The organism is Rhizobium croatiense (genome assembly GCF_019793465.1).
Classification (GTDB): Bacteria; Pseudomonadota; Alphaproteobacteria; order Rhizobiales; family Rhizobiaceae; genus Rhizobium; species Rhizobium croatiense.
Genome location: NZ_JAILYJ010000020.1, coordinates 21532 through 47772 on the forward strand (window position 1 = coordinate 21532; position 26241 = coordinate 47772).

A 26241-nucleotide genomic window follows, 5' to 3' on the forward strand; every position below is an offset into this window, starting at 1 on the left:
AACGAAGATGGCGGATGTCATTCAGGAGGGTTCCAATCGCTGCTTGTGCATCTCCCTGGTGATAGGCGAGCACCTCCGCAATCTCATCATCAACCATGGCTTCGCCGATCGGCTGCTCGCGCATATCCGTGCTCCATACTCAAGTTTTCAGATTGGCGGCCGCCTCGCCGATGTTCCTATTATGTTCTCGGTCGCCGTGGAGTCAATAACCAATCTTGGTCAATTGCTTTTTAAGTTGTTGCTGATGAACTGCGGGCATGAGCAAGCCGCCTCGCAAACCTTCCCAGCCGCTGCTCGGTGATGCGGAAGCGCCGATCCGCAGCCGGCCGCGCAAGAAGCGTGATCCGGCCCAGCCTCAACTTACTCTCGATCCCATGCCGGAGCGCATCGATCCCTGCCTCGCTCTCCTCAAGCCCAAGCCGCCGAAAGGCCGGCAGTGGGCTTTCGAGGTGAAATGGGACGGCTATCGCTTGGCGGTGCATACCGAACCATCTGGAGTGCGGATCCTGACGCGGGGTGGGCACGACTGGACGGCCCGCTTTCCCGCAATCCTGGCGGCTGCAAAGCGCCTTCCTGTCGCGACGGCGATATTGGATGGCGAAGCCGTCGTGTTCGACGAGCAGGGCCGGTCCGACTTCGGTCGGCTCCAGCAGTCGCTCGGCGGCCGCGGCGGGAATAGGTCATCCCGGGAAGCGGTCATGATGGCGTTCGACCTCCTTTATTTCGATGGTCATGATCTGATGGAGACAGAATTCACCGCGCGGCGCCATCTCCTCGAGGGGTTGGTGCCCGCCGGCGGCGAAGAAGCCATCCGGCTATCCGAGGAGATCGAGACGGACGGGGATACGCTTCTGCGCATCGCCTGCGAGCATGGACTTGAGGGCATCATTGCGAAGGACCGCAACAGCACCTATCGCAGCGGCCGCGGCGGTGAATGGCTGAAGATCAAATGCATCCAGAGCGATGGTTTCGTGATCGCTGGCTATCAGCGCTCAAGCTCGGCGTTCGGGAATTTCAGAGCGCTGCTGCTGGCTGCTCGAAAGGGTGCTGATCTGGTTTATGTCGGATCGGTCGGAACTGGCTTCAAGGCAAACGAGGCGATGAAGCTTCGCGCAACGATGGACAAGATCAAGGCGACCAAACCGGCCGTCAAATATTCCGGTGGGCGCAAGAACCTGATCTGGATAAAGCCTAAGCTGGTCGCCGAGATCCAATACGGAGGCTTGACGCATGACGGCAAGCTGCGCCACCCGTCATATAAGGGGCTGCGCGATGCAGCTGATAATGCGGCGGTTTATGAGATCGAATGATTTTTAAGAGCAAGGTCTGAAAACGACGCAAGGCTAAATAATTCCCATCAAAGCTAAAACTAAGAAAATCAACATGACAGAGGTCACTAACACGAAAGTTGGCCCGGCAATAAAGAACTTCTCTTTCGGCGTCATCAACACGCAATCATCATCACCTCCGCGATCGGCCCAGTAGGCCTCAGGCCCGAACTCTTCGGTGAAATTGAAGCCGTTTCTACTGTAGAAGATGATCGACCTGATGAACCAATACCAGAAGTAGGCGCCCACGATGCACAGGGCAATCCATAGCTGAATTCGATCGTCACTCAATCAAGCTTCCCTATCCGTATCGCCATCTTCGTCCAGATCATGCACCGGCAAATACGTGTTCTTCTCCATCCACTCACGGACGATATACCTGATGGCGTCGTCTCGCGTCAGCACCAATTCGCTTGAGATGTTCCGCAGAGCTTCTTCCATGTTCTCGTCCGCCTGGACATCACCTCTTGCCGCTTGTTGACTGACCCGTCGTTGAGCAATAACTTATGGACCCCCGGTCGTTGGGCTTGTCCTCACATGACGGATCGATTTCTTCAGCGTCGCCTTGCTGCCATCGTCGTTGCCGATGTGGTGGGATATTCACGCCTGATGGAGGCTGATGAAGTCGCAACGCTGGCGAACCTCAGGGAACTCCGTTCTGGCGTCATCGAGCCGGCTGTGATGCGCCATAACGGTCGCATCTTTAAGGTCATGGGCGACGGATTCCTGATCGAATTCGGTAGCGCGGTGGACGCGGTCGCTGCAGCGTTGGAAATGCAACAGACCACCACTGCTATCGAGGCTTCCGGAGACCGGCGCCTGCTTTTGCGTATAGGCGTCAATCTGGGCGATGTCATTGACGATGGTTCAGACATCCTCGGCGACGGCGTCAATGTCGCGGCGCGCCTCGAGACGCAGGCCGCACCGGGAGGTATCTGCATTTCAGGCAGCGTTCACGGCGAGATCGTCGGCAAGATCGACGACCGCTTCTTTGATGCAGGCGAACGCTACCTGAAGAACCTGACTCGCCCGGTTCACGTGTGGCATTGGCCGGATGCGCTGCAGAGCATATTGCCGCTCCCCGAATGTCCCTCGCTCGCTGTCCTGCCGTTCACGAATATGAGTGGGGATGAAGCGGACGCGTCTTTCGTCGACGGCTTGACCGAAGACCTGATCACCGACCTTTCCCGTACGGCTGGCCTGTTCGTCATCGCGCGCAATTCCGTGTACGGCTACAAGGGCAAGCCGGTCGACGTACGGCTGGTCGCCCAGGAACTCGGCGTCCGCTACGTCCTGGAGGGGAGCGCCAGACGCGCAATGGGCCGTGTCCGCATCAATGCCCAATTGGTCGATGCGCTTGGAGGCCAGCACGTGTGGGCCGACCGGTTTGACAGGACTGTGGAAGATGTTTTCGAATTACAAGATGAAGTTAACGCCAAGATCGTTGAAGCCCTCGTCGGCCGGCTGACCATCCCGGCGCCGCGCAATCGGCCGAAGAACTTTGAGGCGTACGATCTGTGTGTGCGCGCCCGCCTCCTGACGGAAGAGTCGCCGCAAACAGAGCGTGAGGCCTATATGCTGCTCCAACGCGCGGTTAAGCTCGAGCCATCATATGCCGAGGCGCTCGGTCTGCTCGCCTATAACCGTTGGCTTGCCTGGACTCATTTCGGCGAGCCCGAAGATCCTAACCGCCGGATGGCGGTGACATCAGCGCAGAAGGCGGTAGACTTGGATCCCAACGATGCCGGCTGCCGTTACGTTCTGGGTACCATTTTGGCTTATGAGCGGCGATGGGAGGAATCGGATGCCGCCTTCGCCAAGGCCCTGGAGCTGGACCCCAACCACGCCGACACCTGGGCGGCCATGTCGGACATGTCCGTGCTGGACGGCAGGGTTGCCGACGGACTGGCGCAGATCGAAAAAGCCCTGCGGCTCAATCCCCATCCAACCTGCTGGTATCTTTGTCATCTTGGGCAGGCGCAGTATGCCGCGCGTGACTATGAGGCGGCAGCCGCTACGCTCCGCAGGAAAGAAACCTATCGTACCAACTCACGCAAATTCCTGGCTGCTGCGCTTGCGCAGTTGGGCCACAGCGAGGAGGCGCGGCGAGAAGCAGAATTGTTTCTGATCGCCCACCCTCATTTCACCATCGGCCATTGGCTCAGCTCCCAGCCGCTGCGCGATGCAGCTGTTCGAGACCACTTTGTCGACGGCTTCCGAAAGGCCGGCCTGCCGGAGATGTGACAGCGGATGAGGTCAATCCCGACCCGTTCGAGGACTTGATCAACGGACATGCGCTGCGCGAGAACGACGGTCTGGATCGCAGTGCCAATCTTCTTCAGATGCGCCACAAAACGCGTCAACCAGCCCGGCGCAATGATGCCGTCACCTTGAACTAGCTACGTTGGATATCGTTTGCGCGCCTTGAACGGGAGGATGCAATGTCCATCTCCGGCCCATCACCCGTTTCGATGACGTCCTGTGGTTCGATATCGTCCGGGTTAAGGAGGGAGACGCTCCGCGTTCGGGTCGAGCGCCTGCTTCCGTTTCAGTTTCCCTTTCAATGAGTTCTTCTCCTAGAGCCGTTCGTAGGTCACGCGCCAGCCTTCCTCGGGATCGACGGGCGTGATCGTGAGTTGATCGGCATTGACCTCGAACTTGCGCTCCATGCGCTGGCCGATGAGATTTCGGACAAGCGAGGATTCCACGGTGATGGCGAACGTCCTTTTGGTTTCGTCGACTTCCACCGGGCCATAATATGCTTCGTAGCCATTTGCCGTGTAGGGGGTCGGCGCTGCGGCGGCGTCCGGGTTCATCGCCTGGACGGAGAGCGTTCCGCCTTGGGAGAAGATGACCTGGCCCGAATAGGCGATTTCCGTCTGCTTGCCGCCGGCGTCGGTGACCTGTAGCGACGTCATGCGCCACGTGCCTGTTATCGAAGACTTGGCATCATCGGCGAAGGCGGGAGAGGACACGGCCACTGCCAGTGCCATAAGTGCGAACTTGAAGTTTTTCATTCGGCTGTTCCTTTTTGGATGGTGGCGTGGATGGTTCAAATCCGTTCGATGCGCACAGGGTATGCGCCGCGGACGAGCAGGGGCTCGATACCGTCTTGGAAACGGCCGAGACGGATCAGCCCGTCCCAGCGGTAGTCGTCATAGAACAGGGCGAGATTGCCCCATGGCTTGAAGTAGCAGAGGTCGCCGGGCCGCTCGTTTCCGAACGGACCGCTGCCGTCCTCGGTCAGCTTGCGCGGCAGATGGACGATCTTCTCGTTCCCGCCGAAGTCCTCGATCCTGAGGTCCAGGGGAAGCATCGAAGCGAGGTCGCGCGCCGACGGATTGTCGTAGAGCGTGGCCGTCATTGACATGCCCTTGAAGGTGAACCTGATCCTCACGTCGGTCGGCTCTTGGCTGGCCGGATCGCGGCCTTGCTGCCCGCGCGCCGCGAAGGGGAGAGCCGCGGCCGCCAGAGCTCCACCCACGATCCTTCGCCGGGTCATAGCCAATGTGTTCGTCGTCATCGTTCGGGTCCCATCAAACCGGTTGCGCCGTGGGCCGGAACAGGATTTCGTTGATGTCGACATCGTCTGGCTCGTTCACCGCAAACGCGACCGCCCGGGCGAAGGCATCCGCGCCGACGGCGATCTGGCTGACGAACTCTCTCGTGTCCGCCTGGATGTCCTTTTCGCTGATATGCTCGAGAAGTTCGGTGCTGACCGCGCCGGGCGAAATGATGGTGGTCCGGATGTTGTACGGCTTCACCTCCTTGCGTAGCCCTTCGGAAAGCGCACGGACGGCGAACTTGGTCGCGCAATAGACCGCGGCACCTGGATCGACGACATGGCCGTAGACCGAGGAAACATTGATAATGTGGCCGGACTTCTGCGCCTTCATATGCGGCAGCGCGGCGGCGATGCCGTAGAGCACGCCTTTGACATTGACGTCGATCATGCGGTCCCACTCGTCGACCTTGAGACGTTCGAGCGGGGCGAGCGGCATCAGACCGGCATTGTTGAGCATCACGTCGACGCGGCCGAATTCCTGGACTGCAGTATCGACGAGGTTCCTGACCTGCTGCCTATCCGTCACATCTGTCTGGATCGCTTTGGCATTGTAGCCCTTCGACGTGAGTTCCCCGGCCAGCGCATCGATGCGGTCACGTCGCCGGGCACCGAGCACCACGGCAGCACCTCGCTCGGCGAGATGGCGTGCGGTGGCTTCGCCCAGCCCGCTGCTCGCCCCGGTGATGACGACGACTTTGTCTTCTATGCCTTGAGACATGATGTTCTCCTATTGCGAGATTTTTGAGAGGTCAGACGCGGCGGCCGGCGAGCGCTCCGAACGCGGCGGAACCCGCAAGAAGGAGGGCGGCCAGAAGGAAAGCGCTCCACCAGCCTGCACCGTCGAAAAGAACTCCGCCTGCGAATGCCCCGCCCGCAATGGCCAACTGGATCAGCGCGACCTGGATGCCGCCCGCCGCTTCCAGCTCACCTGGGACCAGCCTCGCCATCCAGGTGTTCCAGGCCACCGGGGTCGGGGTCGAGAAAAATCCCCAGAGCACGAGAAGGACCGCGGTGGCCCACGGTGAAGACCCAAAGCCGATCAGCAGGAGAGCGATCAGAGCGACCGTGCCCGGCAGGCCAATAAGCGCGGCGGCAAGGTGACGGCGTAGGACGAAACCGATCAGGGACGTTCCGGCCAATCCGCCGAGTCCGACACCCAGAAGCATCAGCGACAATGTGTTGAGCTCCACCCCGGTGACACCCTCCAGAAACGGACGCAGATAGATCGAAAGCGCATTCATCCCCACGAAGACCAGACCCGTCGCCGCCATGCCGATCAGGAAGGCGCGGTTGCGCAAGAGGCGCAACATCCGGCCGACCGACACGGTTTCCGTCGCAGGCATCTTCGGCAGGACGGCAAATTGCCAAATCAGAGCGACGAGTCCGATCGGAACGGTGATCAGGAAAGTGCCGCGCCAGCCGATCAGCCCGCCGAGAAAGCTGCCGAGAGGGGCGGCAATGACGATCGCGAAAGCGGTGCCGCCCTGGAGCAGAGCGATGGCCTTGGGCAGGTCCGACTTCGAAGCCAGACGCGCGAGGATGGCCGTCGACAAGGACCAGAAGCCGCCGATCGCGACGCCGACAAGCGCCCGGCCCAGGAGGAAGACGGTGAAGTTGGGAGCGAGGGCAACGGCCAGACTGGAGAGGGCCAGAATCCCGGTATAGAGCAGGACGACTGCCTTCCTGTCCCATTTCGACAGAAAGCCGTTGCCGAAGAGGCTTGTGGTCACAGCGAAGACGCCCGAGATGGTGATGGCCAGCCCGGCCTGGCCTTCTGACACCGCCAGCTCTCTGGCGATCGGGGTCAGGAGGCTGACCGGCAGGAACTCCAGTCCGACCAGAAGAAAGGTCAGGAGCGACAGGCAGGTCACGGCCGCCCATGGTGTTTCTGCGATGTCTGCCAAGATTGCATCATTCGCTGTCAGCTCAATGGCCATGCCGGGCTCTCCTGTGCGGTTGCCGCAACAGATAGCCAAACGGGTTTGGATGGACTAGTAGGTATAATCCGCATGTTGAGGTGAAGGAGATTCAACAATGCGACGTGACGAATTCACCGAGATGAGAGCCTTCTTGGAAGTTGCCAAGGAGCGGAGCTTCACGCGCGCCGCTGCGAAGCTGGGCCTCACGCGCTCGGCCCTCAGTCACACAGTCAGCGCGTTGGAGGAGCGGCTGGGAATTCGGCTTCTTTCCCGCACCACCCGGGACGTCGCGCCGACGGCGGCCGGCGAACGGCTCATGGAAAGTATCCAGCCCCATTTCGAAAGCATCACCGCCGGGATCAGCGCGATCAGCGCGCTGCGTGACAAGCCATCCGGTGACATTAGGGTCGTCTGCCCGGACGACGCGGTCGAGCTGGTGTTCCGTCCCAGACTTTCGGCATTCCTGCGGGACTTTCCCGACGTGACGGTGGAAATCATCGTTGACAACGGCTTCACCAACATCGTCGAGCGGCAGTTCGACGCTGGCGTCCGTCTTGGCGAGGCCGTCGCCCGCGACATGGTGGCGGTGCGCATAGGAGCCGACGTGTCATATTCCGTCGTGGCCTCGCCCGACTATCTGGAGCGGCATGGGCCGCCGTCAATCCCGCAGGACCTGACAGGTCACAACTGCGTCAACCTTCGGCTTCCAACATCCGGGGGGCTTTATGCCTGGGAATTCGAGCGGGACGGCCGTGAGTTCAGCGTGCGGGTGGAGGGCCAGCTCACCTTGAGCAACATCGCTCCGGCGATTGACGCTGCATTGGACGGTATCGGTCTTGCCTACGTGCCCACGGACCTCGTCTCGCAGCATGTCGAGCGGGGGCGGTTGCGGCAGGTGCTTTCGGACTGGTGTCCGACCTTCCAGGGCTACCATCTCTATTATCCGAGCCGACGCAATCCGTCGCCGGCCTTCTCGGCGTTTGTTGATGCTTTCCGGCATAGACGGCGGAAATAGTGTTCGGCCCCACAGCCCAATGTCTCCTGTTGGCGCTTCGGCGACGTGAGGTACTGGCTCAAAGTTGCCGCGTCGGTGCCCTCAGAGCATGGCTCAATGAAAGGCTGCTTTCGGGAAGACGCCATCAAAGGCTGTGCGGCCGACATGAGGGCGAAACCTGCCGAGGCACTTCGGCCGCTGTCGGCCCGAAACGGTCATGGCTGGCGGCACCGTAGAGTTTCCTCTTCAGTGTGAAGTGGTAGTGGCCTCATGCGCTTCCATCAACATAGCAGCGTGTTTCGATATCTACTTGGCGCAGTATTAGCGTCCGTGCCGCTCGCTGCCGCCCCGCCAAATTATTGCAGAAACAGTTTCAAGCCTAACACGAAAGCGGACATGCGAGGTCTCGGTGCGAAGGTCCGGGGCCCGAAGCAGTCGTAGACCACGAGTATGACCTACGGCTCGATTTGGCGCTCATCGCGGACGTCGCGCACCGACGCCTTCTCGATCGCGAGTTAACCGGAAGTTCGCGTAACGACGGTGCCTCTCGCTTTCACAGGGAGAGGCCATGGGTGATCAATTTCCAAGCCAAGAGCCCGTAGGTCGATGGACGAACGGGCTTTTTGCAGCGGATTGCCGTCACGAAAGGGCGGCGCTTGAACGATTGCAGTCTATCCAGACGATTTCGACGGGCGTCGCCGAAAGAGCTGATCCCAGATGTCGTACCCCGCAGGGACAATGCCGATCAGCAGTGCAGCGGCCAAATCGAACCGTGGAACAAACGCCAGGATGACCGCGCAGAACGTGACAAGCGTCACGAATGCAAATATTGCAAAAAACCGGCTTCTGTTCATCGGTCTATCCTTTCGGAATGGGCCAGACACTGCGTCATCTCTGCACTCCATAGAGTAGATTCGGCAGCATGTAGACGATGCTCGGGAACAGATAGATGACCACCATGCAGAGAATGACGATCAACATATACGGCATCATGCCGCGGAAGATGTCTGTCAGTTTGACATGCGGAGGCGAGACGCCCTTCAAGTAGTATGCCGACATCGCCATGGGTGGTGATAGGAAGGCCGTCTGCAGGTTGATTGCCACGAGGATACCGAAGAACAGCGGATCGATCCCGAAATGCGGCAGCAGCGGAATGAAGATCGGGATGAAGATGACGATGATTTCAGTCCATTCCAGAGGCCAGCCGAGAAGGAAGATGATGATCTGGGCCAGGATCAGGAACATCAGCGGCGACATGTCCAGGCCGGTCACGAAGTCACTGATGAACTGTTGGCCGCCGAGATAGGCGAATACCGATGCGAAGGTCGCCGAACCGACGAACAACCAGCAGACCATCGCGGTCGTTCGCGCCGTCAGATACACCGACTCCTTCAGTCGCTGCCAGGTCAGCGCCCGATAGGCCGCAGCAAGCGCCAGTCCCCCCAATGCGCCGATTGCGGCGGCCTCCGACGGCGTTGCCAAGCCAAAGAGAATGGCACCCAGCACCGCAAGAATCAGAAAGGCGAGTGGCGCGAAGGATGTAAGCATCATCCAGGCGAGTTGGACCGGCGTGTGCTCGCCCACATCTTCTTTCGTTGGCCGCGGCGCCAGTTGCGGCTGCAGGATTGCTCGCACCACGACATAGATGAGATAAAACCCGGCCAGGGCGAAGCCGGGCAGGAGCGCCGCCGCATACATTCGGACAACCGAGATCCCGGAGGTGGCCGCATAGACGATCAGCAGGATGGAAGGCGGGATCAGGATCCCGAGCGTGCCGCCCGCGCAGATCACGCCCGTCGCGTAGCGCACGTCATACCTTGCCTTCAGCATCGCTGGTAGGGCGAGCAGTCCCATCAACGTCACCACGGCCCCGACGATGCCGGTTGCCGTGGCAAAGAGTGTGCAGGTGGCCAGGGCGGCGACGGCCATCGAGCCGGGCACCCGGCGCGTGACGCTGAATAGCGTCGAGAACAGCCGATCGACGATGTTGGCTCGCTCGACGATGTAGCCCATGAACAGGAACAGCGGGATAGCCGTCAGCACGTCGTTCTGGATGACCGAGTAGGTCTGGTTGACGAACAGATCGAAGATCCGGTTGTTGAAGAAACCGCCGATCCAGGTCTGCGCCAGTGTAAACGCATCGCCGCCGGATTCGAGCGCGCGGTCATAGCCGCGCCACATGCGGCCGGCATCGAAATAGGCATAGTATCCGAAGCCGACACCCAGAGCCATCAAGGTGAACGCCACCGGGAATCCGAGGAAGATGGCGAGGATCAGGATGAGGAGCATCCCGACGGCGATATGTGCATCCGTCATTGAGCGTCCCGATCCCGTGGTTCACGTCCAGCGTCAACTTCCGGCGACGGAAGGAAACCCTCGTCCTCGGACTTGAGCACGTCCAGGCTTTTTGTTTCCAGTAGTACCTTTTCCAGTTCTTCGACATCTTCGGCCTGCTTCGGCCATTCGCCCGTCCTTATGCAGAGAATGCAGCGGAAGACCTGCGCCACGCCCTGCAGGAACAGGAGAATGCCGGCGGCGACGATCACGGCCTTGAACTGGAAGATCGGCACACCGGCGGGACTGTTGGAACTGACCTCCAGATAGCCCCAACTGCGTGCGGCATATTTCCAGCCCGAGAACACCAGCGCGGTTATACCGGGAAAGAAAAAGATGAAGTACAACACCAGTTCCAGCCTGGCCTGGGTGCGCGGTTTCCAGAGCCGGTAGATGAAGTCGCCGCGCACATGGCCATCGCGCGAGAGGGTATACGCTCCCGCCATCATGAAGATCGTTCCATAGAGCATGTAGCTCAGGTCGAAGGCCCAGGGGGTCGGCGCGCGAAAGAGGTAGCGTGCAACAACCTCATAGCCGACGCCGAAGGCCATGATGAGTATCCCCCACGCGAACACCTTGCCGAACCACGCCGACAATTCGTCGGCGAATGCGATGTAACGGAGCATGCAAGCGCCTCCCTGATCTCGAAGAGGGACGAGGCCCGGAAATACCGGGCCTTCACCATCTATTTTCCGAGCTTCAATTTTCCGGGGAAATAGTGCTCATAGGCGAGTGCGAGATCGGCGGAGTTCATCAATTCGTAGTACACGACCCTCTCCACCCACTGCCGCTGACTGTCGAGCACCTTCTTCATGAACGCATCCGCTTCAAGCGTCGGGATGATCTCATCCCAGGCCTTCAGTTGCGCATCCAGAATTTCCTTTGGAGTGCGGTGCACGGTCACGCCATGTTCGGCCTGGAGTTTTTGAAGGTCGCTTGAATAGTTGTCCATCGCAGACGCTGTAATCGCCGTGCTCGCTGCCTCCACGCCATATTCCAGGATCGCCTGCAGATCGTCGGGAAGGTCGTCAAACACATCCTTGTTGAAGAGGAACTCGAAAGATTCGCTCGCTTGATGGTAGGACGACAGCATGTAGTTCTTGGCGACATCCTGCGAACCAAACCGTAGGTCAGAGGAGGGATTGTTGAACTCGAAGGCGTCGATCACACCTCGCTCCATTGCCGGCACGATCTCGCCGCCCGGAAGTTGAGCGACGCTCATGCCCATATTCTGCATGAGATCGGCGGCGAGCCCGACCGTACGATATTTGAGGCCGTTGACGTCGTTCACGGTCGCGACCGGGTTCTTGAACCAGCCGAACGGCTGCGCGGGCATCGGGAAGCCATAGAAGCCGTAAAGGTTCAGCCCCATGATGTCCTGGGTGAGTTCTCGGTAGAGATCCTTGCCGCCACCTTGATGGAACCATCCGAGCATGGTGGTTGCGCTGCCGCCAAATACCGGCCCGGTACCGAAGAGGGAAGCTGCCTTGTGCTTTCCGTACCAATAGACGGGAACGGTGTGGGCTGCATCGATCACGCCATCATTGACGCCGTCGAGCACCTGAAACGCGCCGACGACCGTACCGGCAGGCATTAGTTCGAACTTCAGGCGTCCGCCGGACATTCGTTCGACCCGTTCGACGTACAGGCGGGCAAAATCCATCCAGATGTCCGACGCGGGCCAGGATGTTTGCATTTTAATGACGGTGGGTGCCTGGGCCAGCACCGCCGGGGCGGCAAGAGCCCCAACTGCGGTTACTCCAGCGAGCGTAGATGCTCCCAGCAACTCTCGACGCGATACTGCCTTTTTGTTCATTGTTCTTCCTCCCTGGATTGTAGTCGAATTCTCCCTGCATTTCCTGATGGTCTGCCAAGTTGAAGAGGAGGGCTCCCATCCTTTTCGCGATCAGTATCAACAACTGATTGTTCTCATTTGTCTATTATGCACACTTTTTGCAATTCTGACAGACGTTCAAGTGTTGTTGATCACAGCTTGGGGCTGTGGTCCAACGACCAAGGCATAGTACCGCTACTCCGCGTTGTCCGGACAACCTCAGCCTAGAAAGAAAAGCTGCTCGCCCGTCGACGATGAACTGGAGCCAAGTGCTGAACTGGAACCATATGCTCGTTCTTGATCGCCTTTGTCCCAAGTCGATTAATCCGACGAGAGCCGACGTCCACACATGGCGCACAGATGGGTCCCGTTGAGCTTTAGTTCGATCCGATAGTTTGTGGCATGCGGGGCCCTTTGCCGAGGGCCCCTGGTCGCGTGATAGCGATGTCCTTTTTTGAAATCGGGCGATCTGCGCACCTTGGCCGGAGCTCCAAGAGTCAGCTGCGGGGCTGAAGCAACGCCAGAACGATTGTCGATGCCGCCAAGACGGCTGTAAATGTCAATGGCGCTGAGGCACCAAAGTGATCGACCACATAGCCGCCGAACAGCGCACCTATGCTGATGGCGACCTGGAACGAAACGACCATCAGGCTGCCAGCAGCCTCCAAGGCGTCTGCTGCGCCCCGGGACAGGTTGGTGGGAAGTACCACCGGAGCCATCCCAAAAGCGAAACCCCAAAGTGTCACCAGGGCAAACGCGATGCCGCTATGCGCACCCCAGAGTACGAGAGCAAGCGCCGAAGACGCCATCAATACGCCGGTGACAGCGAGCGCCATGTGGATATTTGCGTCTGCCAGTCGGCCGCCGGCGACATTGCCGATCACAGAGGCGATGCCAAACCCGAGGAGCGCCAGGGCAAGCGGGCCGGTGCCAAGCAGCGTCACTTGTTCGAGGAAGGGTCGCACATAGACCGAACCGGCAAAATGTCCCGTCATCAGCAAGAGGATGGCAAGCATTCCCAGTTGAACAGTGCGCCGTTTCGTCAGCCGGAAGACGTCGGAAAGACTATTGCTTGTGCTTGCGGGTAGCGTAGGCAAACTGAGTATCTGCAGCAGCATCGCAATCGCGGCGAGCCCTGCGGTCATGGCGGTGGCGGCACGCCAGCCGAGCCAATCGCTGATCAAGGCACCCATGGATGGTGCAGCTATGGTGGCAAGAGAGACACCGAGGGTGACGATAGCCATACCCCGACCTGTCGCATTGGTGCCGACCAATCTCGCCACGACGGCAACCGAAAGCGCCCAGAAACCACTGAGCGCGACGCCCAGCCCGGCCCGGCCCAACAACAAAAGCCAAAAATCCGTCGCGAGCGCGGCCACGAGATTGGAGCCGATAGCCAAGGCACTTAGACCAACCAGGACAGTCTTCCGGTTCAGTTTGCCGATGAGAACATTGCTCAACAAGGCCGTCACCGCGCCAACAGACGCGGTGGCGGTGACAACCTGACCGGCGGTTCCCTCGCTGACGCCAAGGTCACGCGCCATCGGCGTCAACAGACCTGCCGGCAGAAATTCAGCTGAGACGAGTGCAAAGCTTGTGGCTGCCATTGAAATAACGGCAAACCAGGTTGTTGGGCTCCAAGGGCTCGGAACGGTAGAATCGAGGCCAATCGCGGGGGCGTCAAGCTGTGATGTTGTGTCCGTCATTGAAGTACCTCCAAGAGTTAGAGGTCTTAATAGCGGAGTCTTTCAGGATGATATGTGTCCTAAAGTCCGAATTCCATATCCGTTCGTCCGGAAATGGTGCGGCGCACAACACCAGGTGAGACGCTGGTGATGCGCTTGAAGGCGCGAGCGAAAGAAGCTTCGGATTCATAGCCCAGTTGCGAAGCGACGGCGGCAACCGACATGTTTTGACCGAGCAACTCTCTTGCAAGCTGCATGCGCAGACGGGCGAGATAGCGTGCCGCGCCTTCCCCCAAGATGGCGCTGAAGCGTTCTGCGAAGATCGAGCGCGATTGACCTGCCACGCCGGCAAGGGTCTCAAGCGTCCAGTCATGGCCGGGATCCCGGTGCATGGCTGCCAGCGCACGACCGATATGCGGATCACGGATCGCGGCGAGCCAGCCGCTGGTCGAGGCGCCGCTGCAATTGACCCAGCAGCGAATAAGCCGCGCGACGAGTACGTCCGCCATGCGTGACAAGACCGTGGCGCTGCCTAGCTGGGGCTGCGACGCCTCTGCCGTCATGGCGGCGAGGAGGGGGCCGACGATCGGATCATTGCCGGCAACGTCACAACCCTTGATAATCGGTGGCATCAGAGCGATCAACGGGTTGAGGGCATTCGCACCCAAAGCCATGGAGCCGCAGAACAAGGTGCTCGTCGCTCCTGTTCCTTCCTGCACCACGTCGCAGACATTGCCCCCCAGCTTGGTGACCTGGCAGCTCTTGAGCGAGTCCCCGACAACATCAGGCTTGCTGGCCAGTCGGTGTTCGACACCTTGTGGCAACAACACCAGATCTCCGCTTTGCAACTCCTGCCATCCCTGGGCTTCGGTATGGATCCAGCATGGCCCCTCACTGACGAAATGAAAGCGAAGCAGCTGTTGCTGCGGAAAGGCGATGCTCCATGGATGACGTAGCTCGCAGCGGCCGTAGTTGACTCCACTCAGGCGAAAGTCCCGGAGAATTTCGCTGAGTGCGTCCGTCGGAATTTGCGTCGGAGACTGGGATGAACGATCAAGCATTGGGGTAATTTATATGCCGACCGTCCGGACTGCAAGGTGCGAGGCGTTTATGCCGATCGGAAATTCGGACCCATATTGGTCGGCCCCCGACTGCCGGACTCAAGCGTCTCTGACGAAAGCCGCGTCTATCGGCTTAACGTCCGCCGCTTCCAAGGCATAGCGCGCGTAACGGAAGTCACGGATCGCAAGCAGCGAATCCCCGGCCCAGTTGAGAACAATGAAATAAGCAGGGGTGCGCAGGACAGCGCCCTGCTCAAACGCCAACGCGGCGGGGCGACCCTCAACCAGGCCGGGGGCGAGCCACCACCGGTCTTCACGCGCATAATTTCCGAAATAAGAGGAAACCTCGTCTCGACCGCGCATGACGACCTCACCGACGAGTTCAGCTTTCGCATCCTCGGCGAGCCTGTCTTTCAGCGCCTCGAAGTCTCGGGCGTTGAACCGATCAACATAAAAGGCGAGGCTATTCTTCTCCGCGACGGAAAGAACTGGTAGCGGCTGCTCGTCCGGTTCCGCCGCCATGTCACGCAGCCTGGCCCGGCCACGGTGGAGAAGCGCCGTGACGGTAGGCATGGTCATCCCCGTGATCGAGCAGAGTTCGCTCAGCGAGTAGCCGAGCACATCCATCAGGATGATGCTGCTGCGCTCGCGCACCGGCAGCCGCATGAAGGTCCGCAGGCTGGTGGCGGCGATCTGACGCGCCTCGGTCTGGGACAGCGGTTCAGCGACCATCTCGGCCTCCTCCTCTTCGATGAGGTCCGCCCGCCTGGCACGGCGCCTCAGAAAGTCGAGCGCGGTGTTGTGAACGATACGGCCAGTTGCATGCGAAGGCGGTTCTGAACGTGCCCGATCCTCTCCGGTCCGCCCGCTTGTTTGCCGCGCTTTTCAAAGGATCCGATCTCCTGATCATCGCACGCTTCGATGAGGCGAGAGCAGAGGACGACAACGAAATCGAATCCTATTGCCGGTCGGCCGTCGCCATGTTCATCGCCGCGCACGGTGGCAACGCCTACGCGGGCGGATAGAGGCGATCGGCTCGGACGTACCTGGAGGTATGCCCATCGCCAATCGCCTCTGCCCTGACGAAACCTGCTTCAACTCCTGACCAGCCCATACAGATAAGAGGCAAGTGCGCTGCAGAATGGCGGCGATATCTGCACCTGCGCGGGGGCTGTCGGCCGGGACTAAATTGGCGTATGCTGTCAAGGAGGTACACCATGCGCAGCAGCATCACTGCAGCTATCGTCGCGCTCGCCGTTTCGCTTGGCAGCCCAGCGCGGGCGGAGATCCTGATCGGAGCGGCAGGCCCGGTCACAGGACCGCTCGCCTGGATCGGGGAGCAGATGCAGCGCGGCACAGAGATGGCAGTGGCCGACATCAATGCGACTGGCGGCGTGCTCGGGCACCAGGTGCAACTCATCACGGTCGACGACTTTTGCGATCCCGAGCAGGCTGTGGCGGCCGCCCAGAAACTGGTGGCTGACGGTGTGGTGCTCGTCGTCGGGCATTACTGTTCCCAGGCCTCGATCCCGGCATCCAAAATGTACGAGGCCGCGGGAATTCTACAGATTTCACCGGGTTCGACCAATCCGCTGTTGACCGAACAAGGTCGTGCCAATGTTTTCCGCGTCATTGGTCGCGACGACGCGCAGGGGGTGGTAGCCGGCAACTATTTGGCCGATCGTTGGGGTGACAAGAAAATAGCGATCCTTCACGACAACACCACCTATGGGAAGGGGCTCGCCGACGAGACCAGAAAGCAGTTGAATAAGCGGGGTGTCACCGAAGCGATCTACGAGGCCTTCACCCCTGGGAAGAACGACTATACGGCCGAGATCTCGGCGTTACAGGGCGCCGGCATCGCCGTGTTGTATGTTGGTGGGTATTTGCCCGAGGTCGCGCTTATGGTTCGCGCTTCACGAGACCGCGCCTACGCACTTCAACTCGTCTCAGGCGATGGCATGGCGAGCGAGGACTTTGCACTGATCGCCGGATCTGCCGCCGAGGGTACGCTCTTCACGTTTAGCGCGGACCCACGGCGCGTCCCTCAGGCGGCTGAAGTCGTCGAGCGTTTCCGTGCCGAGAATTTCGAGCCCGCAGGCTACACACTGCTCAGTTACTCCGCCGTCCAGGTCTGGTCGCAGGCGGTGAAGAAGGCCGGTTCTCTAGGGCCGCAAGAGGTGATCGCCTCAATGCAAGGTAATCAATTTGAAACGGTAATGGGCCGGGTCGATTTCGACGACAAGGGCGACCTCACCCTTCAAAGCTGGATCTGGTATGTCTGGAAGGGTGGCGAATACGTGCCGCTGGAATAGTCAACCGCCGGCCGGGTGGATCGCTTTAGACCAGTCTGTGCAGACTTTCGTGGCTGCGCAAGCCAGACCTTGCGGTTGCCGCTATGTTTGAACGCGTCGGCATACGCGGGCGCTTGTTGCTCGCTTTCTTCGGCATCAGCACCTTCGCAGTGCTGGCGACCGCCGCAGCTCTTTATGCCTTTCTTCAGGTCGGCGACGTGGTCGATCGCATCACCAAGGAACGGGTGCCGACGGCGCTCGCTTCTCTCCAATTGTCACGCCAGGCTGAGAGGGTCGCCTCCACCGCGCCGTCAGTGCTGGCGGCGACCAGCACGGTTCAGCACAACGAGGTCTCGGCTGCGATCGGAGTCGAGATGCGGCGTCTCGAAGAGTTGCTCGCCGCACTTAAAGGCACCGCATTCAGCGCGACGGCGGTGACGGAAATCGAAGACGCCGTGATTGGTCTGCGACGAAACCTCGATGCTCTCGACTATCTTGTGGCCGTTCGCCTTACCATGGTTCAGCGCAAGGAGGCGTTGCTGCGCCGATTATCGGACACGACAAATGCAAGTCAGCGTCTCGTCGCGCCCGGTATCGTCGTGATGAACTCCAAGGTTCCCCAGTGGCGCGCAGCGGTGGCTGATTCCGCCGCACCACCCGACGCGCGTGCTGCGGTGACGAGCGACCTGGTCAAGGCAATCGCGGCCTACATCCCCCAACGGAGGGCGCAACAGGAGATCTCAGCAGTCAACGACGCGCTGGTCAAAATTGCCAACGCGCCTACGCCGGGAGATCTGAAGCTGATCCTGTTTCCGCTGCGCCGGTCGCTCGCTGTACTCGAAACGGTCTCCACCGAGATCGACGAAAAGTTGCGGACCCGCTTCCAACAACGGTTGGACGAGTTGAGGTCGCTGACCGACGGTGAGAATGGGATCCCGAAGGTACGACAGGACGAGTTTGCTGTCCTTGCCCAGGGCGAAAAGCTTCTGGCTGAAAACAGTCGGCTATCGCGCGACCTTACCGCGGCCGTCGATCGCTTGGTTGCAAGGGCAAACCATGAGATCGCCGCGTCCGCCCTCGAAGCCTCGGTCGTCCGGCGCTACGGCACCGGCATTGTCCTTGGCTCCGCCCTTCTAAGCCTTCTGAGTTCGGTTCTGGTTGTCTGGCTCTATGTCGACCGCAGCCTTCTCGCCCGTCTGGGAGAGGTAAGCCAAGGCATGCTGGCAATCGCGGGCGGCAATCTGCATGCGCAGATGCCCGCCGGTGGCCGCGACGAAATCGGCCGCATGGCCGGGGCGCTCAGGCTGTTCCGGGATACTGCGGTCGAGGTGGAGGAAAACAGCCTGCGCGAGGTTGCGGAAGCGCGCCAGCGGCTTGTGGATGCCATCGAGAGCATCTCCGAAGGGTTCGCTCTGTACGATGGCGAGGACAGGCTCGTGCTGAGCAATAGCCGCTACCGCGAGCTGTTGTACGCCGGCCTGGAGGAAATGACACCCGGCACGACATTCGAGCAGATTGTTCGCCGGTCCGCTGAGGCCGGCTACATCAAGGATGCTGAGGGGCGAGTCGAGGAGTGGGTTGCCGAGCGGCTTTCGCGGCATCGCAACCCTGGTGAAACGTGGGTGCAGCGGCGTCGCGACGGGCGATGGATCATGGTTAGCGAGCGGCGGATCACGGCTGGCGGCACGGTGGCCGTCTACTCGGACATCACCGAGCTGAAGCAACGGGAGGAAAACCTTGCCGAGAAATCCGCAGCTCTCGAGGCGCTTTCCAGCAAGCTGGCGAAATACCTGGCGCCGCAAGTGTATAACTCCATATTCACCGGCCGCCAGGACGTCAGGATCGCCAGCCAGCGGAAGAAGCTGACGATATGCTTCTCCGATATCGCCGGCTTTACCGAAACCACAGACAAAATGGAATCGGAGGATCTCACACAGCTCCTCAATCACTACCTGACGGAAATGTCGAAGATTGCTTCAGATCACGGCGCGACGATCGACAAGTATGTCGGTGACGCCATCCTGATGTTTTTCGGCGATCCGGAAACCCGCGGCGTCAAGGATGACGCGCTCGCCTGCGTGCAGATGGCTCTCGCCATGCAAAAGCGAATGAGCGCGCTTGGGGAAATCTGGCGCGATATCGGAATTGAAACTCCGCTGCGCTGCCGCATTGGCATTCACACAGACTACTGCACTGTGGGCAACTTCGGCAGCGAGGACCGGATGGATTACACGATAATCGGCGGCGCCGTGAATCTCGCCTCGCGCCTTGAGCAGGAAGCGTCGCCGGGCACCGTGCTCATTTCTTATGAGACGTTTGCGCAAGTGAAGGACACGATCGAGTGTGAGGAACTGGGGCATGTCCACGTAAAGGGAATAGCCTATCCGGTCGCCACCTATCGCGTGGTCGATCTGAAGGAAAATCTGGTCCGTAGCCGTCGTACTGTCCGGACCGAACTGCCGCACCTGAGACTGGAAGCTGAGCCCGAGCTCATGTCTACCGATGAGCGCGATCAGGCCGCCGCCGCACTTCGAGACACGCTCGATCGACTTTGTCCCAAGCCTGGGTCGTAGGCTCACCTTCGCGCGGGTTGTCGCCTCTACAGGCACCAACCTCGTCGACCAGCCCTCGGGCCAGCGTGGTAACTCGACCTTCCTGCAGCGCTGGGTAGGCCCATGAAATGGCGCGGTCATTGGTCCGAATCCGGACGAACGACTGCTGTTGGCGCAACTGCGACCCATGTTGTCACTGCACCATGTCCGCTTTGCAGCAACAGCGACCGGTGGCTCGATGACCATTATGCGGGCGCGAAGCTGCCGAAGGGGTTGACCGAGGCGTATTTCGGCGGATCAGAGATTATCTCGCCCTGTTTTCACAACGATCGTGACAACATTCAAATCCCACCTTAATGAACTGTTAAATTTTGAGGGTGCGGGAGACTTGCATGCAGGGGCTCGGAAACAAGAAGCCATTTTACCCGAACTTCAACACGATCAGGCTCGTCGCAGCCTCCATGGTTATCTTCTCGCATGCCTTCCTTATCTCGGAAAAGACCTCGGCGAACGAACCCTTCATGCGCTTGCTCGGTGAGGGCAAAAATCTTGGCAAATTCGGGGTCTATGTGTTTTTCATCACGAGCGGCTTCCTCGTCACGCAGAGCGCGCAGTTCGGCAGCGTCGGTGGTTTTCTCTGGCGACGGGCGCTGAGGATATATCCGGCGCTTGTAATCTGCACGCTGCTCAGCGTGTATGTTTTGGGCCCCTTTTTCAGCCCGTTGGGCATTGGTGGTTACCTGGGCTGGTCGTATCACGTGAGGACGACAGTGTATTCGGTGCTCAATCCGAGCTATGGCATGGTCCTGCCGAAAGTGCAGTTTTATGATCCTGCAATCTCCTGGCTTGCAACCTTCACCAACGGCTCTCTGTGGACGATCAACCAGGAAATCTTCTGCTACGTAGTCCTTGCGGCATTAATGGCTATCGGGCTTCTGCGAGCGCCGTTCATGGCAATTGCCCTCGCCGTCGGCGTGACCTGGGAGCTCTTTTTCGAACATCCGTGGCCAGACAGAAAGTTAATAACAAATTTCACTTTTATCGCTCCCTACTTCTTCTGCGGGTCGCTTCTCTGGTTCGTGATGGAAAAGTGGCAGCCAAATATTGTCCTAGCTTTGATTTCGGTGACGCTCGGTGTGCTTTTCCTCGTCTTCTGGCCCGACTATCTTTACGGACCGATGTTGTTCGCCTATCCGCTTGTCTACATCGCGACGTCGCCGATCATACGCCTCCCGACTCTCGACCGCTTGGGCGACGTCTCCTACGGCACCTATCTCTATGGCTGGCCAGTGGAGCAGGTGGTGAACCATGCCCTCGGCCAGTACAGCACGTGGTGGACGGTGTTCGGCATTTCCCTACCGATAACGTTGTTGCTCGGCTGGCTTTCATGGCATCTGTTGGAAAAGCATGCGCTGCGGTTGAAGCGAATCTCATTCCTCCAACGGCAGCCTGTCAGTCCATGAGCGATGGACCCCCTACGGAGCCATACTGTCTGATGCTCACTCAGTCTTCAGACGGTCGGGCAGCGGTTTGAGCCGATATGCTTGCCAGAAGAAGCTGTCCGCGGCGGCCTGATCGAAAGAAAAGTTGCGCGCTTCTTTGATCTTGCCGTTCTCGATCTTGAACGCAAGTACCCAGACCGTATCGACATTGGCAAGGCCGTCACGGTTCGACCAGCCGCGATGCATATCGATGACCCAGTTCTCGTCCGCTATCAGCGCGATCAGCTCGGCCCGGAAATTGCCTTTTCCGAGCTGCTGAAAGAAGGCGGCCACTTCCTGCTTGCCGCGCTTGGTGCCGGCGAGCGGATGATGGCCGGGAATGTGCCATTCAATGTCGTCGGCAAAAAAGGATGCGACCTTGTCCATGTCGCCCGAGGCATAGGCGGCGTAATAGTCGGAAATCACCTTGCGGTTCTCTTCGGGGCTTGCCGCCCGGGCGATCCCGCCGATCAGGATGAACGATGTTAAAACGGCGCCGCCGGCGATGGCTCTGAGTGACATTGATGTTCCCTTTCCCACATGGCTTCGCGGCAAAGGTGCCGGAATGCGGGCGCTGCGACATGCGCAATTCTTGCCCGTCTTTGGGCGATTGTTGCTTTTGGTGAGGGGACCATGGTCGATGAGCACACATGCAGGTTGATTTTCCGCCGCGCCTCACCAGCTTCTTTCCATGAGCAATGCAGCGCGGCCAGACTGGGGAGTGACGGCATGCAGGTACGATGTTCCTGCCGGCGGCGGCGCTTTCGCACTGTCGAATCTGACGATCGGCCTGTTTTTGGTCGCACAGGACGAGCATCGCCTGGCCCTCGGGTCGGACCGCCGTCACCATATTCCGCTTTCCGCCGATGATGGCTGGATCCTGCCCGCGGGCGCCGCCGGCATATGCGAATTCGACGACGCCCATTCTTACCTGACGGTGTCCTTCGACAAGCACATGCTCGACGATGTTGGGCTTGATACGTCCACGGCGTTCAGACCGCACGTCGGAGGCCTGGAACCACTTCTAGCGCAGCTCGTCCGGCTTGCCGCGGATCGCGGGGAGGATTCGTCTTCGCTCTATCGGCAGACGATGGATTTGGCCTTGGCCACCCATTTGGCGCGACTGCTGGCGCCGCATGCCGAACTCTGCGCCAGCCTCGATGACCGCCGGCTGAGGAAGGTGATTGCCTATGTCCAGGAGCATCTGAACGACGATATCTCGCTTGACCAACTCGCCTCGGAGGCGGCCATGAGCCGGTATCACTTCGCGCGCGCGTTCAAGGCCGCGACGGGCAGATCGCCGATCCAGTACGTCATAGACGAGCGCCTCGACCGGGCACGGCTTCTGTTCAAGACCACGTCGGCAACAGTCGCCGAGGTCGCCTTCCGCGTCGGCTATGCCGATGTCTCGCGCTTCGGCCAGCATTTCCGCAAGCGGGTGGGCATCACGCCCGCACAGTTCCGGTCGCAATAGCAACATACGCCGTAAGTCGAGCAATTTTCGCGCCTGCACCGCGCCGGCGATCCTGTCACTCTCGCCTTGTTCAACCAGCGGAGAGTTCAGATGAAACAGTTTGCACTTGCGGCAATCCTTGCCACCGTGGCGGCAACGACGGTGAGCGCAGCGGAAGTAGCCAGCCGAAAGGTCACATTTCCAAGCAACGGTGAAACGATCGTCGGCACACTCTACGTGCCATCGGACACGGCTGCCGATACACGGCGGCCCGGTGTCATCGTCGCCGGCGCCTGGACCTCGATCAAGGAGCAGATGTCGGGCCTTTATGCCAAGGAAATGGCCGAGCGAGGTTTCGTAGCGCTGGCGTTCGACTATCGCGGCTGGGGTGAATCGAGCGGCACCATCCGTTTCAAGGAAGACCCGGTGATGAAGACTGCAGACATCATCGCCGCCGCCGATTTCTTGTCGACGCTGTCGGAGGTCGATCCGGACGCGATCAACGGCCTCGGCATATGCGCCTCGGCCGGCTATATGGCCGATGCCGTCAGCGGCAATCCGAGATTCAGGTCCCTATCGCTTGTCGCACCATGGCTGCACAACAGGGCGATCGTCGAGCAGGTCTATGGCGGTGCCGAGGGCGTGGCCAAGCTGATCGCCGTTTCGCGCAGTGCCGAGCGCGCCGAAGAGAAGGGAAGCCCAAGTATTATCATTGCGGCCAGCGCCACCGATGAATCCTCACTCATGTACCAGATCCCCTATTACACCGAAGCCGATCGCGGTCTCGTTCCCCAATATGACAACAAGTTCAATCTCGGCTCCTGGGAGCCCTGGCTCAAGTATGATTCCGTCGCCACCGGCTCGCGCGTCGACAAGCCGGTCCTGCTGGTCCATTCCGAGGCAGCGGCCGTGCCCGAGGGCGCGCATGCCTTCCTTGGCCTGTTGAAGGTCGATGCGACGACACGCTGGTTCGAGGGGGGCACCCAATTCGATTTCTATGACCGCCAGCAGCATGTCGACGCCGCGGCTGACGCAGTGGCCGAGCACATCGAAAAAGTTCTCAGGCGGCAGTCGAATTGAGGAGCGAGCCCCATGAAAATGATCGTTGCAAGTCTCGTTACCGTCATGATGATGGTGGCAACCTCCATCGCTAAGGCAGATAACATGAAGCCTGAAGACCGCCTCGCCATCATTGATGCCATTACGGACATCGCGGCCGGCGCCGACCGCCATCAATGGCCGCGGGTACGCGGCGCCTTCGCCGAGAAGGTGACACTCGACTATACCAGCCTCTGGGGCGGCGAAGCTGTCACACAGTCAGCCGATGAAGTGGTCGCGCAATGGTCGACCTTCCTGCCGGGCTTCGACAGGACGCTGCATCTCGTCACGAACCACGCGATTGTGGATGCATCAGGCGACACGGCGACGGCCGAGGCCGATTTCCAGGCGACGCATAGTTTAGGCAGGGATCTCTGGGTTCTTTCCGGCCACTATCGCTACGGGCTGGTGAAATCAGCCGAGGGCTGGAAGGTCACACATATGACGATGACTGCCACTCACGAGACCGGTGATCGCGGCCTCGTGGGCAAAGCCGCCGAGCGGGCGGCGAAGAAGATGAACTAGGCGGAATCTCCGCGGCCCTGATGTGCTCTTTGCCTTTTCCGTGGCCAGGGTTCAAAGCGATGGCCCATCCGGACAGTCCTCGGAACGGCCGCGTCGAACGGCCGGGAGCCAGACAGGGCAGTCATTGCGTAGGGCTACACCTCGGCTGCGTCCACATGAGCCATGGCCAACTCGATCACCTAAGATCGCTCTGAGCGGCGGCTCAAAGTTCTTTCTTGCCTTCTGTCTCCCTGCTATCGTGGAAGCGAGGAGACGGCGCCATGAGCGAGACCCGAAAGCTGGCTGCAATCCTGGCCGCTGATGTGGTTGGGTACAGCCGACTTGCCGGCGCCGACGAGGACCGCATCCTGGCGAGGCTGCGGGCACTGCGCAGCGATCTCATCGATCCGACGATCGCCGTGCATCATGGCCGGGTGGTGAAGCGCACCGGCGATGGTGCGCTGGTCGAGTTCCGCAGCGTAGTGGACGCCGTACGCTGCGCCATCGAGGTGCAGAACGGCATGGTGGAGCGCAATGACGGCGTGCCGCAGGACCGTCGCATCGAGTTCCGGATCGGTATCCATTTGGGCGACGTCGTCGAGGAAAGCGACGGCGATCTGATGGGCGACGGCGTCAACATCGCCTCGCGATTGGAGGGCGTCGCCGCGGCGGGCGCGATCTGCCTGTCCGAGGATGCCTATCGCCAGGTCAAGGCGAGGCTCGACCTCTCGGTCAGCGATCTCGGCAACACACAACTCAAGAACATCGCCGAGCCGATCCGGGTCTATTCGCTGCAAGTCGGCAGCGCCGGGACCAGGGCAGCCGCGACCTCGGAAACCGCGACGAGCCAACCGGCGGCGGCAGCGTCGCCGAAGCTGTCGATCGCCGTCCTGCCCTTCGCCAACATGAGCGGTGACGCCGAACAGGACTACTTCGCCGACGGCATCTCGGAAGACATCATCACGGCGCTATCGAAGCTGTCGCAGCTCTTTGTCATCGCCCGGAATTCGTCGTTCACTTTCAAGGGCAAGAACGTCGAGGTGCAGGAGGTGGGCACGAAGCTCGGCGTGCGGCATGTCCTTGAGGGCAGCGTCCGCAAATCGGGAAACAGAGTACGCATCACCGCGCAGCTCATCGACGCGACCACCGGCGGGCACCTATGGGCAGAGAGGTTCGATCGCGAGCTCACCGACATATTCGCGGTTCAGGACGATGTCACGCAGCAGATCGTCGACGCGCTGGCGGTCAATCTGACAGAGGGCGATCGGAAAAGACTGGCGCCAGGGCAGACCCGGCACCCCGAGGCGTATGACTGCTTCTTGCGCGGCCGGGAGCTGTGGCACCGGCTGACGAAGCAAACCAACAGCGACGCCCGCGACCTTTTGCAACGTGCCGTCGAACTGGACCCGAACTTCGCCTCGGCGCACGCCTTCCTCGCCCTAACCCACGGGCTGGACTACCTGAACCGGTGGAGCGAGTCGCCGCAGCGCTCTATCGAGCAAGCCGAAGAGGCCGCGACGCTGGCGGTCGCGCGGGACGATAGCGATCCCGTGGCCCACTGGGCACTGAGTGTGGTCAAGCTTTACTCGCGACAGCACGATAGAGCCATCAGCGAGGCCGAGCGTGCGATAGTGCTCAATCCGAACTTCGCCGAAGGGCAGGTCAGCCTCGGCGAGGCCCTCATCTATTCAGGCAGATCCGGGGAGGCACTCGCCTATTTCGAGCGGGCGAGGGTCCTGAACCCGTACTTTCCGGATGTCGTTCTCCACTTTCAGGCCTTGGCCTTGTTTCAACTGCGAAGGTACGAAGAGGCCGTCGAACTGTTGCTGCAGCGCGTCAGCCGCAACCCCGTCACCGATGTCTCGCGCGCGCTTCTGGCCGCCTGTTACGGACATCTCGGCCGTTTCGAAGAGGCTCGCGCGAGGTGGCAAGAGGTGCTGCGCGTCAATCCCGACTACTCCTTGGAATACCGTCGCAAAGTCTTGCCCTTCAAGAACCCCGCCGATTTCGAGCTCGTCATGGAGGGGCTGCGCAATGCGGGGGTCGTACAATGACGGGTGATGGATGTCCGATCCTGAAACCTGTTGCCGCATTCGCCCGAGGATATCCAGTGCCGGCGCAACCACGAGCATCAAGCGT

General features: G+C 60.2%; 24 protein-coding genes and 2 pseudogenes. 12 read left to right on the plus strand and 14 right to left on the minus strand.

The genetic code is table 11. From position 1 onward, the window contains the following. Positions 1–7: 7 nt before the first annotated feature. Both K6M89_RS31665 and ligD read left to right on the plus strand, forming a co-directional pair. Complete coding sequence (locus tag K6M89_RS31665) at positions 8–301, plus strand: hypothetical protein (RefSeq protein ID WP_222141525.1); 294 nt, start codon at positions 8–10, stop codon at positions 299–301. Continuing rightward, positions 258–1310 carry a non-homologous end-joining DNA ligase gene (gene ligD, locus K6M89_RS26215; RefSeq protein WP_222141526.1) on the plus strand — a complete coding sequence of 351 codons (1053 nt, stop codon included), beginning with the start codon at positions 258–260 and terminating at the stop codon, positions 1308–1310. Before K6M89_RS31665 ends, ligD begins: the two co-directional genes overlap by 44 nt. Before the next feature lie 33 nt (positions 1311–1343). On the opposite strand, the gene K6M89_RS26220 is transcribed toward ligD, so the two are convergent. Together K6M89_RS26220 and K6M89_RS26225 are read right to left on the minus strand one after the other, a co-directional pair. After that, the gene (locus K6M89_RS26220) at positions 1344–1619 is read right to left on the minus strand and encodes a hypothetical protein (RefSeq protein ID WP_222141527.1); all 276 of its coding nucleotides are present in this window, start codon (positions 1617–1619) and stop codon (positions 1344–1346) included. Then, a pseudogene (locus K6M89_RS26225) lies at positions 1620–1769 on the minus strand (CopG family transcriptional regulator); the annotation flags it as partial. 96 nt (positions 1770–1865) lie between these two features. Here K6M89_RS26225 and K6M89_RS26230 point away from each other — a divergent pair. Continuing rightward, a complete protein-coding gene (locus K6M89_RS26230; protein ID WP_222141528.1) occupies positions 1866–3572 on the plus strand; it encodes an adenylate/guanylate cyclase domain-containing protein in 1707 nt (568 codons plus the stop codon). Between the two features lie 332 nt (positions 3573–3904). On the opposite strand, the gene K6M89_RS26235 is transcribed toward K6M89_RS26230, so the two are convergent. Genes K6M89_RS26235 through K6M89_RS26250 form a run of 4 tightly spaced genes read right to left on the minus strand, consistent with a single transcriptional unit; the run spans position 3905 to position 6830 of the window. Further along, on the minus strand, positions 3905–4345 hold the full coding sequence (locus tag K6M89_RS26235) for a lipocalin-like domain-containing protein (protein WP_222141529.1): 441 nt from the start codon (positions 4343–4345) through the stop codon (positions 3905–3907). A gap of 35 nt (positions 4346–4380) precedes the next feature. Further along, a complete protein-coding gene (locus K6M89_RS26240; RefSeq protein WP_097582624.1) occupies positions 4381–4851 on the minus strand; it encodes a cyclophilin-like fold protein in 471 nt (156 codons plus the stop codon). 13 nt (positions 4852–4864) lie between these two features. After that, on the minus strand, positions 4865–5611 hold the full coding sequence (locus tag K6M89_RS26245; protein WP_097582625.1) for an SDR family oxidoreductase: 747 nt from the start codon (positions 5609–5611) through the stop codon (positions 4865–4867). A 31-nt stretch (positions 5612–5642) separates the two neighbouring features. Next, positions 5643–6830 carry an MFS transporter gene (locus K6M89_RS26250; RefSeq protein ID WP_222141530.1) on the minus strand — a complete coding sequence of 396 codons (1188 nt, stop codon included), beginning with the start codon at positions 6828–6830 and terminating at the stop codon, positions 5643–5645. A 97-nt stretch (positions 6831–6927) separates the two neighbouring features. Here K6M89_RS26250 and K6M89_RS26255 point away from each other — a divergent pair, with 97 nt between their 5' ends. Further along, on the plus strand, positions 6928–7827 hold the full coding sequence (locus K6M89_RS26255) for a LysR family transcriptional regulator (protein WP_222141531.1): 900 nt from the start codon (positions 6928–6930) through the stop codon (positions 7825–7827). A gap of 650 nt (positions 7828–8477) precedes the next feature. Here K6M89_RS26255 and K6M89_RS26260 read toward each other — a convergent pair. The 7 genes from K6M89_RS26260 to K6M89_RS26290 form a co-directional block, all read right to left on the minus strand. Then, positions 8478–8660 (minus strand): hypothetical protein, encoded by a 183-nt coding sequence (locus tag K6M89_RS26260; RefSeq protein WP_222141532.1) that lies wholly within the window; start codon positions 8658–8660, stop codon positions 8478–8480. A 34-nt stretch (positions 8661–8694) separates the two neighbouring features. Then, the gene (locus tag K6M89_RS26265) at positions 8695–10122 is read right to left on the minus strand and encodes a TRAP transporter large permease (RefSeq protein WP_182208165.1); all 1428 of its coding nucleotides are present in this window, start codon (positions 10120–10122) and stop codon (positions 8695–8697) included. After that, on the minus strand, positions 10119–10766 hold the full coding sequence (locus K6M89_RS26270; RefSeq protein WP_222141533.1) for a TRAP transporter small permease subunit: 648 nt from the start codon (positions 10764–10766) through the stop codon (positions 10119–10121). Before K6M89_RS26270 ends, K6M89_RS26265 begins: the two co-directional genes overlap by 4 nt. A gap of 59 nt (positions 10767–10825) precedes the next feature. Next, positions 10826–11956, minus strand: a complete 1131-nt coding sequence (locus tag K6M89_RS26275) for a TRAP transporter substrate-binding protein (protein ID WP_222141534.1) — start codon at positions 11954–11956, stop codon at positions 10826–10828. Between the two features lie 515 nt (positions 11957–12471). Further along, positions 12472–13680 (minus strand): MFS transporter, encoded by a 1209-nt coding sequence (locus tag K6M89_RS26280; RefSeq protein WP_222141535.1) that lies wholly within the window; start codon positions 13678–13680, stop codon positions 12472–12474. A gap of 59 nt (positions 13681–13739) precedes the next feature. Continuing rightward, positions 13740–14720, minus strand: coding sequence for an AraC family transcriptional regulator (locus K6M89_RS26285; RefSeq protein WP_222141536.1), 981 nt, complete (start codon positions 14718–14720; stop codon positions 13740–13742). 99 nt (positions 14721–14819) lie between these two features. Further along, complete coding sequence (locus tag K6M89_RS26290) at positions 14820–15452, minus strand: sigma factor-like helix-turn-helix DNA-binding protein (protein ID WP_222141537.1); 633 nt, start codon at positions 15450–15452, stop codon at positions 14820–14822. Positions 15453–15505: 53 nt separating this feature from the next. On the opposite strand from K6M89_RS26290, the pseudogene K6M89_RS26295 reads away from it, so the two are divergent. The 4 genes and pseudogenes from K6M89_RS26295 to K6M89_RS26310 form a co-directional block, all read left to right on the plus strand. Next, positions 15506–15745, plus strand: a pseudogene (locus tag K6M89_RS26295) (TetR/AcrR family transcriptional regulator C-terminal domain-containing protein); the annotation flags it as partial. Positions 15746–15937: 192 nt separating this feature from the next. Continuing rightward, positions 15938–17035, plus strand: a complete 1098-nt coding sequence (locus K6M89_RS26300) for a branched-chain amino acid ABC transporter substrate-binding protein (protein ID WP_222141538.1) — start codon at positions 15938–15940, stop codon at positions 17033–17035. 83 nt (positions 17036–17118) lie between these two features. Continuing rightward, on the plus strand, positions 17119–19587 hold the full coding sequence (locus tag K6M89_RS26305; RefSeq protein WP_222141539.1) for a PAS-domain containing protein: 2469 nt from the start codon (positions 17119–17121) through the stop codon (positions 19585–19587). Positions 19588–19958: 371 nt separating this feature from the next. Further along, positions 19959–21029 (plus strand): acyltransferase family protein, encoded by a 1071-nt coding sequence (locus K6M89_RS26310; protein WP_222141540.1) that lies wholly within the window; start codon positions 19959–19961, stop codon positions 21027–21029. 36 nt (positions 21030–21065) lie between these two features. On the opposite strand, the gene K6M89_RS26315 is transcribed toward K6M89_RS26310, so the two are convergent. Next, positions 21066–21569, minus strand: coding sequence for a nuclear transport factor 2 family protein (locus K6M89_RS26315; RefSeq protein ID WP_097582642.1), 504 nt, complete (start codon positions 21567–21569; stop codon positions 21066–21068). A 169-nt stretch (positions 21570–21738) separates the two neighbouring features. Here K6M89_RS26315 and K6M89_RS26320 point away from each other — a divergent pair, with 169 nt between their 5' ends. The 4 genes from K6M89_RS26320 to K6M89_RS26335 all read left to right on the plus strand — a co-directional run bounded on the left by K6M89_RS26320 (position 21739) and on the right by K6M89_RS26335 (position 26156). Beyond that, positions 21739–22521, plus strand: a complete 783-nt coding sequence (locus tag K6M89_RS26320; RefSeq protein WP_246642698.1) for an AraC family transcriptional regulator — start codon at positions 21739–21741, stop codon at positions 22519–22521. Between the two features lie 90 nt (positions 22522–22611). Next, entirely contained in the window at positions 22612–23580 is a 969-nt protein-coding gene (locus K6M89_RS26325) for an alpha/beta hydrolase (RefSeq protein WP_222141541.1), read from the plus strand. A gap of 12 nt (positions 23581–23592) precedes the next feature. Continuing rightward, complete coding sequence (locus tag K6M89_RS26330) at positions 23593–24123, plus strand: nuclear transport factor 2 family protein (RefSeq protein ID WP_222141542.1); 531 nt, start codon at positions 23593–23595, stop codon at positions 24121–24123. A gap of 260 nt (positions 24124–24383) precedes the next feature. After that, on the plus strand, positions 24384–26156 hold the full coding sequence (locus tag K6M89_RS26335) for an adenylate/guanylate cyclase domain-containing protein (protein WP_222141543.1): 1773 nt from the start codon (positions 24384–24386) through the stop codon (positions 26154–26156). Positions 26157–26241 lie beyond the last annotated feature (85 nt).

Bases quoted from the DNA above. Each gene is read 5' to 3' on its own strand.
- K6M89_RS26270 (WP_222141533.1), bottom strand. From the start codon at position 10,766: ATGCTCCGTTACATCGCATTCGCCGACGAATTGTCGGCGTGGTTCGGC.
- K6M89_RS26275 (WP_222141534.1), bottom strand. From the start codon at position 11,956: ATGAACAAAAAGGCAGTATCGCGTCGAGAGTTGCTGGGAGCATCTACG.
- K6M89_RS26250 (WP_222141530.1), bottom strand. From the start codon at position 6,830: ATGGCCATTGAGCTGACAGCGAATGATGCAATCTTGGCAGACATCGCA.
- K6M89_RS26260 (WP_222141532.1), bottom strand. From the start codon at position 8,660: ATGAACAGAAGCCGGTTTTTTGCAATATTTGCATTCGTGACGCTTGTC.
- K6M89_RS26310 (WP_222141540.1), top strand. From the start codon at position 19,959: ATGCAGGGGCTCGGAAACAAGAAGCCATTTTACCCGAACTTCAACACG.
- K6M89_RS26330 (WP_222141542.1), top strand. From the start codon at position 23,593: ATGAAAATGATCGTTGCAAGTCTCGTTACCGTCATGATGATGGTGGCA.
- K6M89_RS26280 (WP_222141535.1), bottom strand. From the start codon at position 13,680: ATGACGGACACAACATCACAGCTTGACGCCCCCGCGATTGGCCTCGAT.
- K6M89_RS26265 (WP_182208165.1), bottom strand. From the start codon at position 10,122: ATGACGGATGCACATATCGCCGTCGGGATGCTCCTCATCCTGATCCTC.
- K6M89_RS26320 (WP_246642698.1), top strand. From the start codon at position 21,739: ATGAGCAATGCAGCGCGGCCAGACTGGGGAGTGACGGCATGCAGGTAC.
- K6M89_RS26240 (WP_097582624.1), bottom strand. From the start codon at position 4,851: ATGACGACGAACACATTGGCTATGACCCGGCGAAGGATCGTGGGTGGA.
- ligD (WP_222141526.1), top strand. From the start codon at position 258: ATGAGCAAGCCGCCTCGCAAACCTTCCCAGCCGCTGCTCGGTGATGCG.
- K6M89_RS26235 (WP_222141529.1), bottom strand. From the start codon at position 4,345: ATGAAAAACTTCAAGTTCGCACTTATGGCACTGGCAGTGGCCGTGTCC.
- K6M89_RS26245 (WP_097582625.1), bottom strand. From the start codon at position 5,611: ATGTCTCAAGGCATAGAAGACAAAGTCGTCGTCATCACCGGGGCGAGC.
- K6M89_RS26325 (WP_222141541.1), top strand. From the start codon at position 22,612: ATGAAACAGTTTGCACTTGCGGCAATCCTTGCCACCGTGGCGGCAACG.
- K6M89_RS26335 (WP_222141543.1), top strand. From the start codon at position 24,384: ATGAGCGAGACCCGAAAGCTGGCTGCAATCCTGGCCGCTGATGTGGTT.
- K6M89_RS31665 (WP_222141525.1), top strand. From the start codon at position 8: ATGGCGGATGTCATTCAGGAGGGTTCCAATCGCTGCTTGTGCATCTCC.
- K6M89_RS26300 (WP_222141538.1), top strand. From the start codon at position 15,938: ATGCGCAGCAGCATCACTGCAGCTATCGTCGCGCTCGCCGTTTCGCTT.
- K6M89_RS26230 (WP_222141528.1), top strand. From the start codon at position 1,866: ATGACGGATCGATTTCTTCAGCGTCGCCTTGCTGCCATCGTCGTTGCC.
- K6M89_RS26255 (WP_222141531.1), top strand. From the start codon at position 6,928: ATGCGACGTGACGAATTCACCGAGATGAGAGCCTTCTTGGAAGTTGCC.
- K6M89_RS26285 (WP_222141536.1), bottom strand. From the start codon at position 14,720: ATGCTTGATCGTTCATCCCAGTCTCCGACGCAAATTCCGACGGACGCA.
- K6M89_RS26315 (WP_097582642.1), bottom strand. From the start codon at position 21,569: ATGTCACTCAGAGCCATCGCCGGCGGCGCCGTTTTAACATCGTTCATC.
- K6M89_RS26305 (WP_222141539.1), top strand. From the start codon at position 17,119: ATGTTTGAACGCGTCGGCATACGCGGGCGCTTGTTGCTCGCTTTCTTC.
- K6M89_RS26290 (WP_222141537.1), bottom strand. From the start codon at position 15,452: ATGGTCGCTGAACCGCTGTCCCAGACCGAGGCGCGTCAGATCGCCGCC.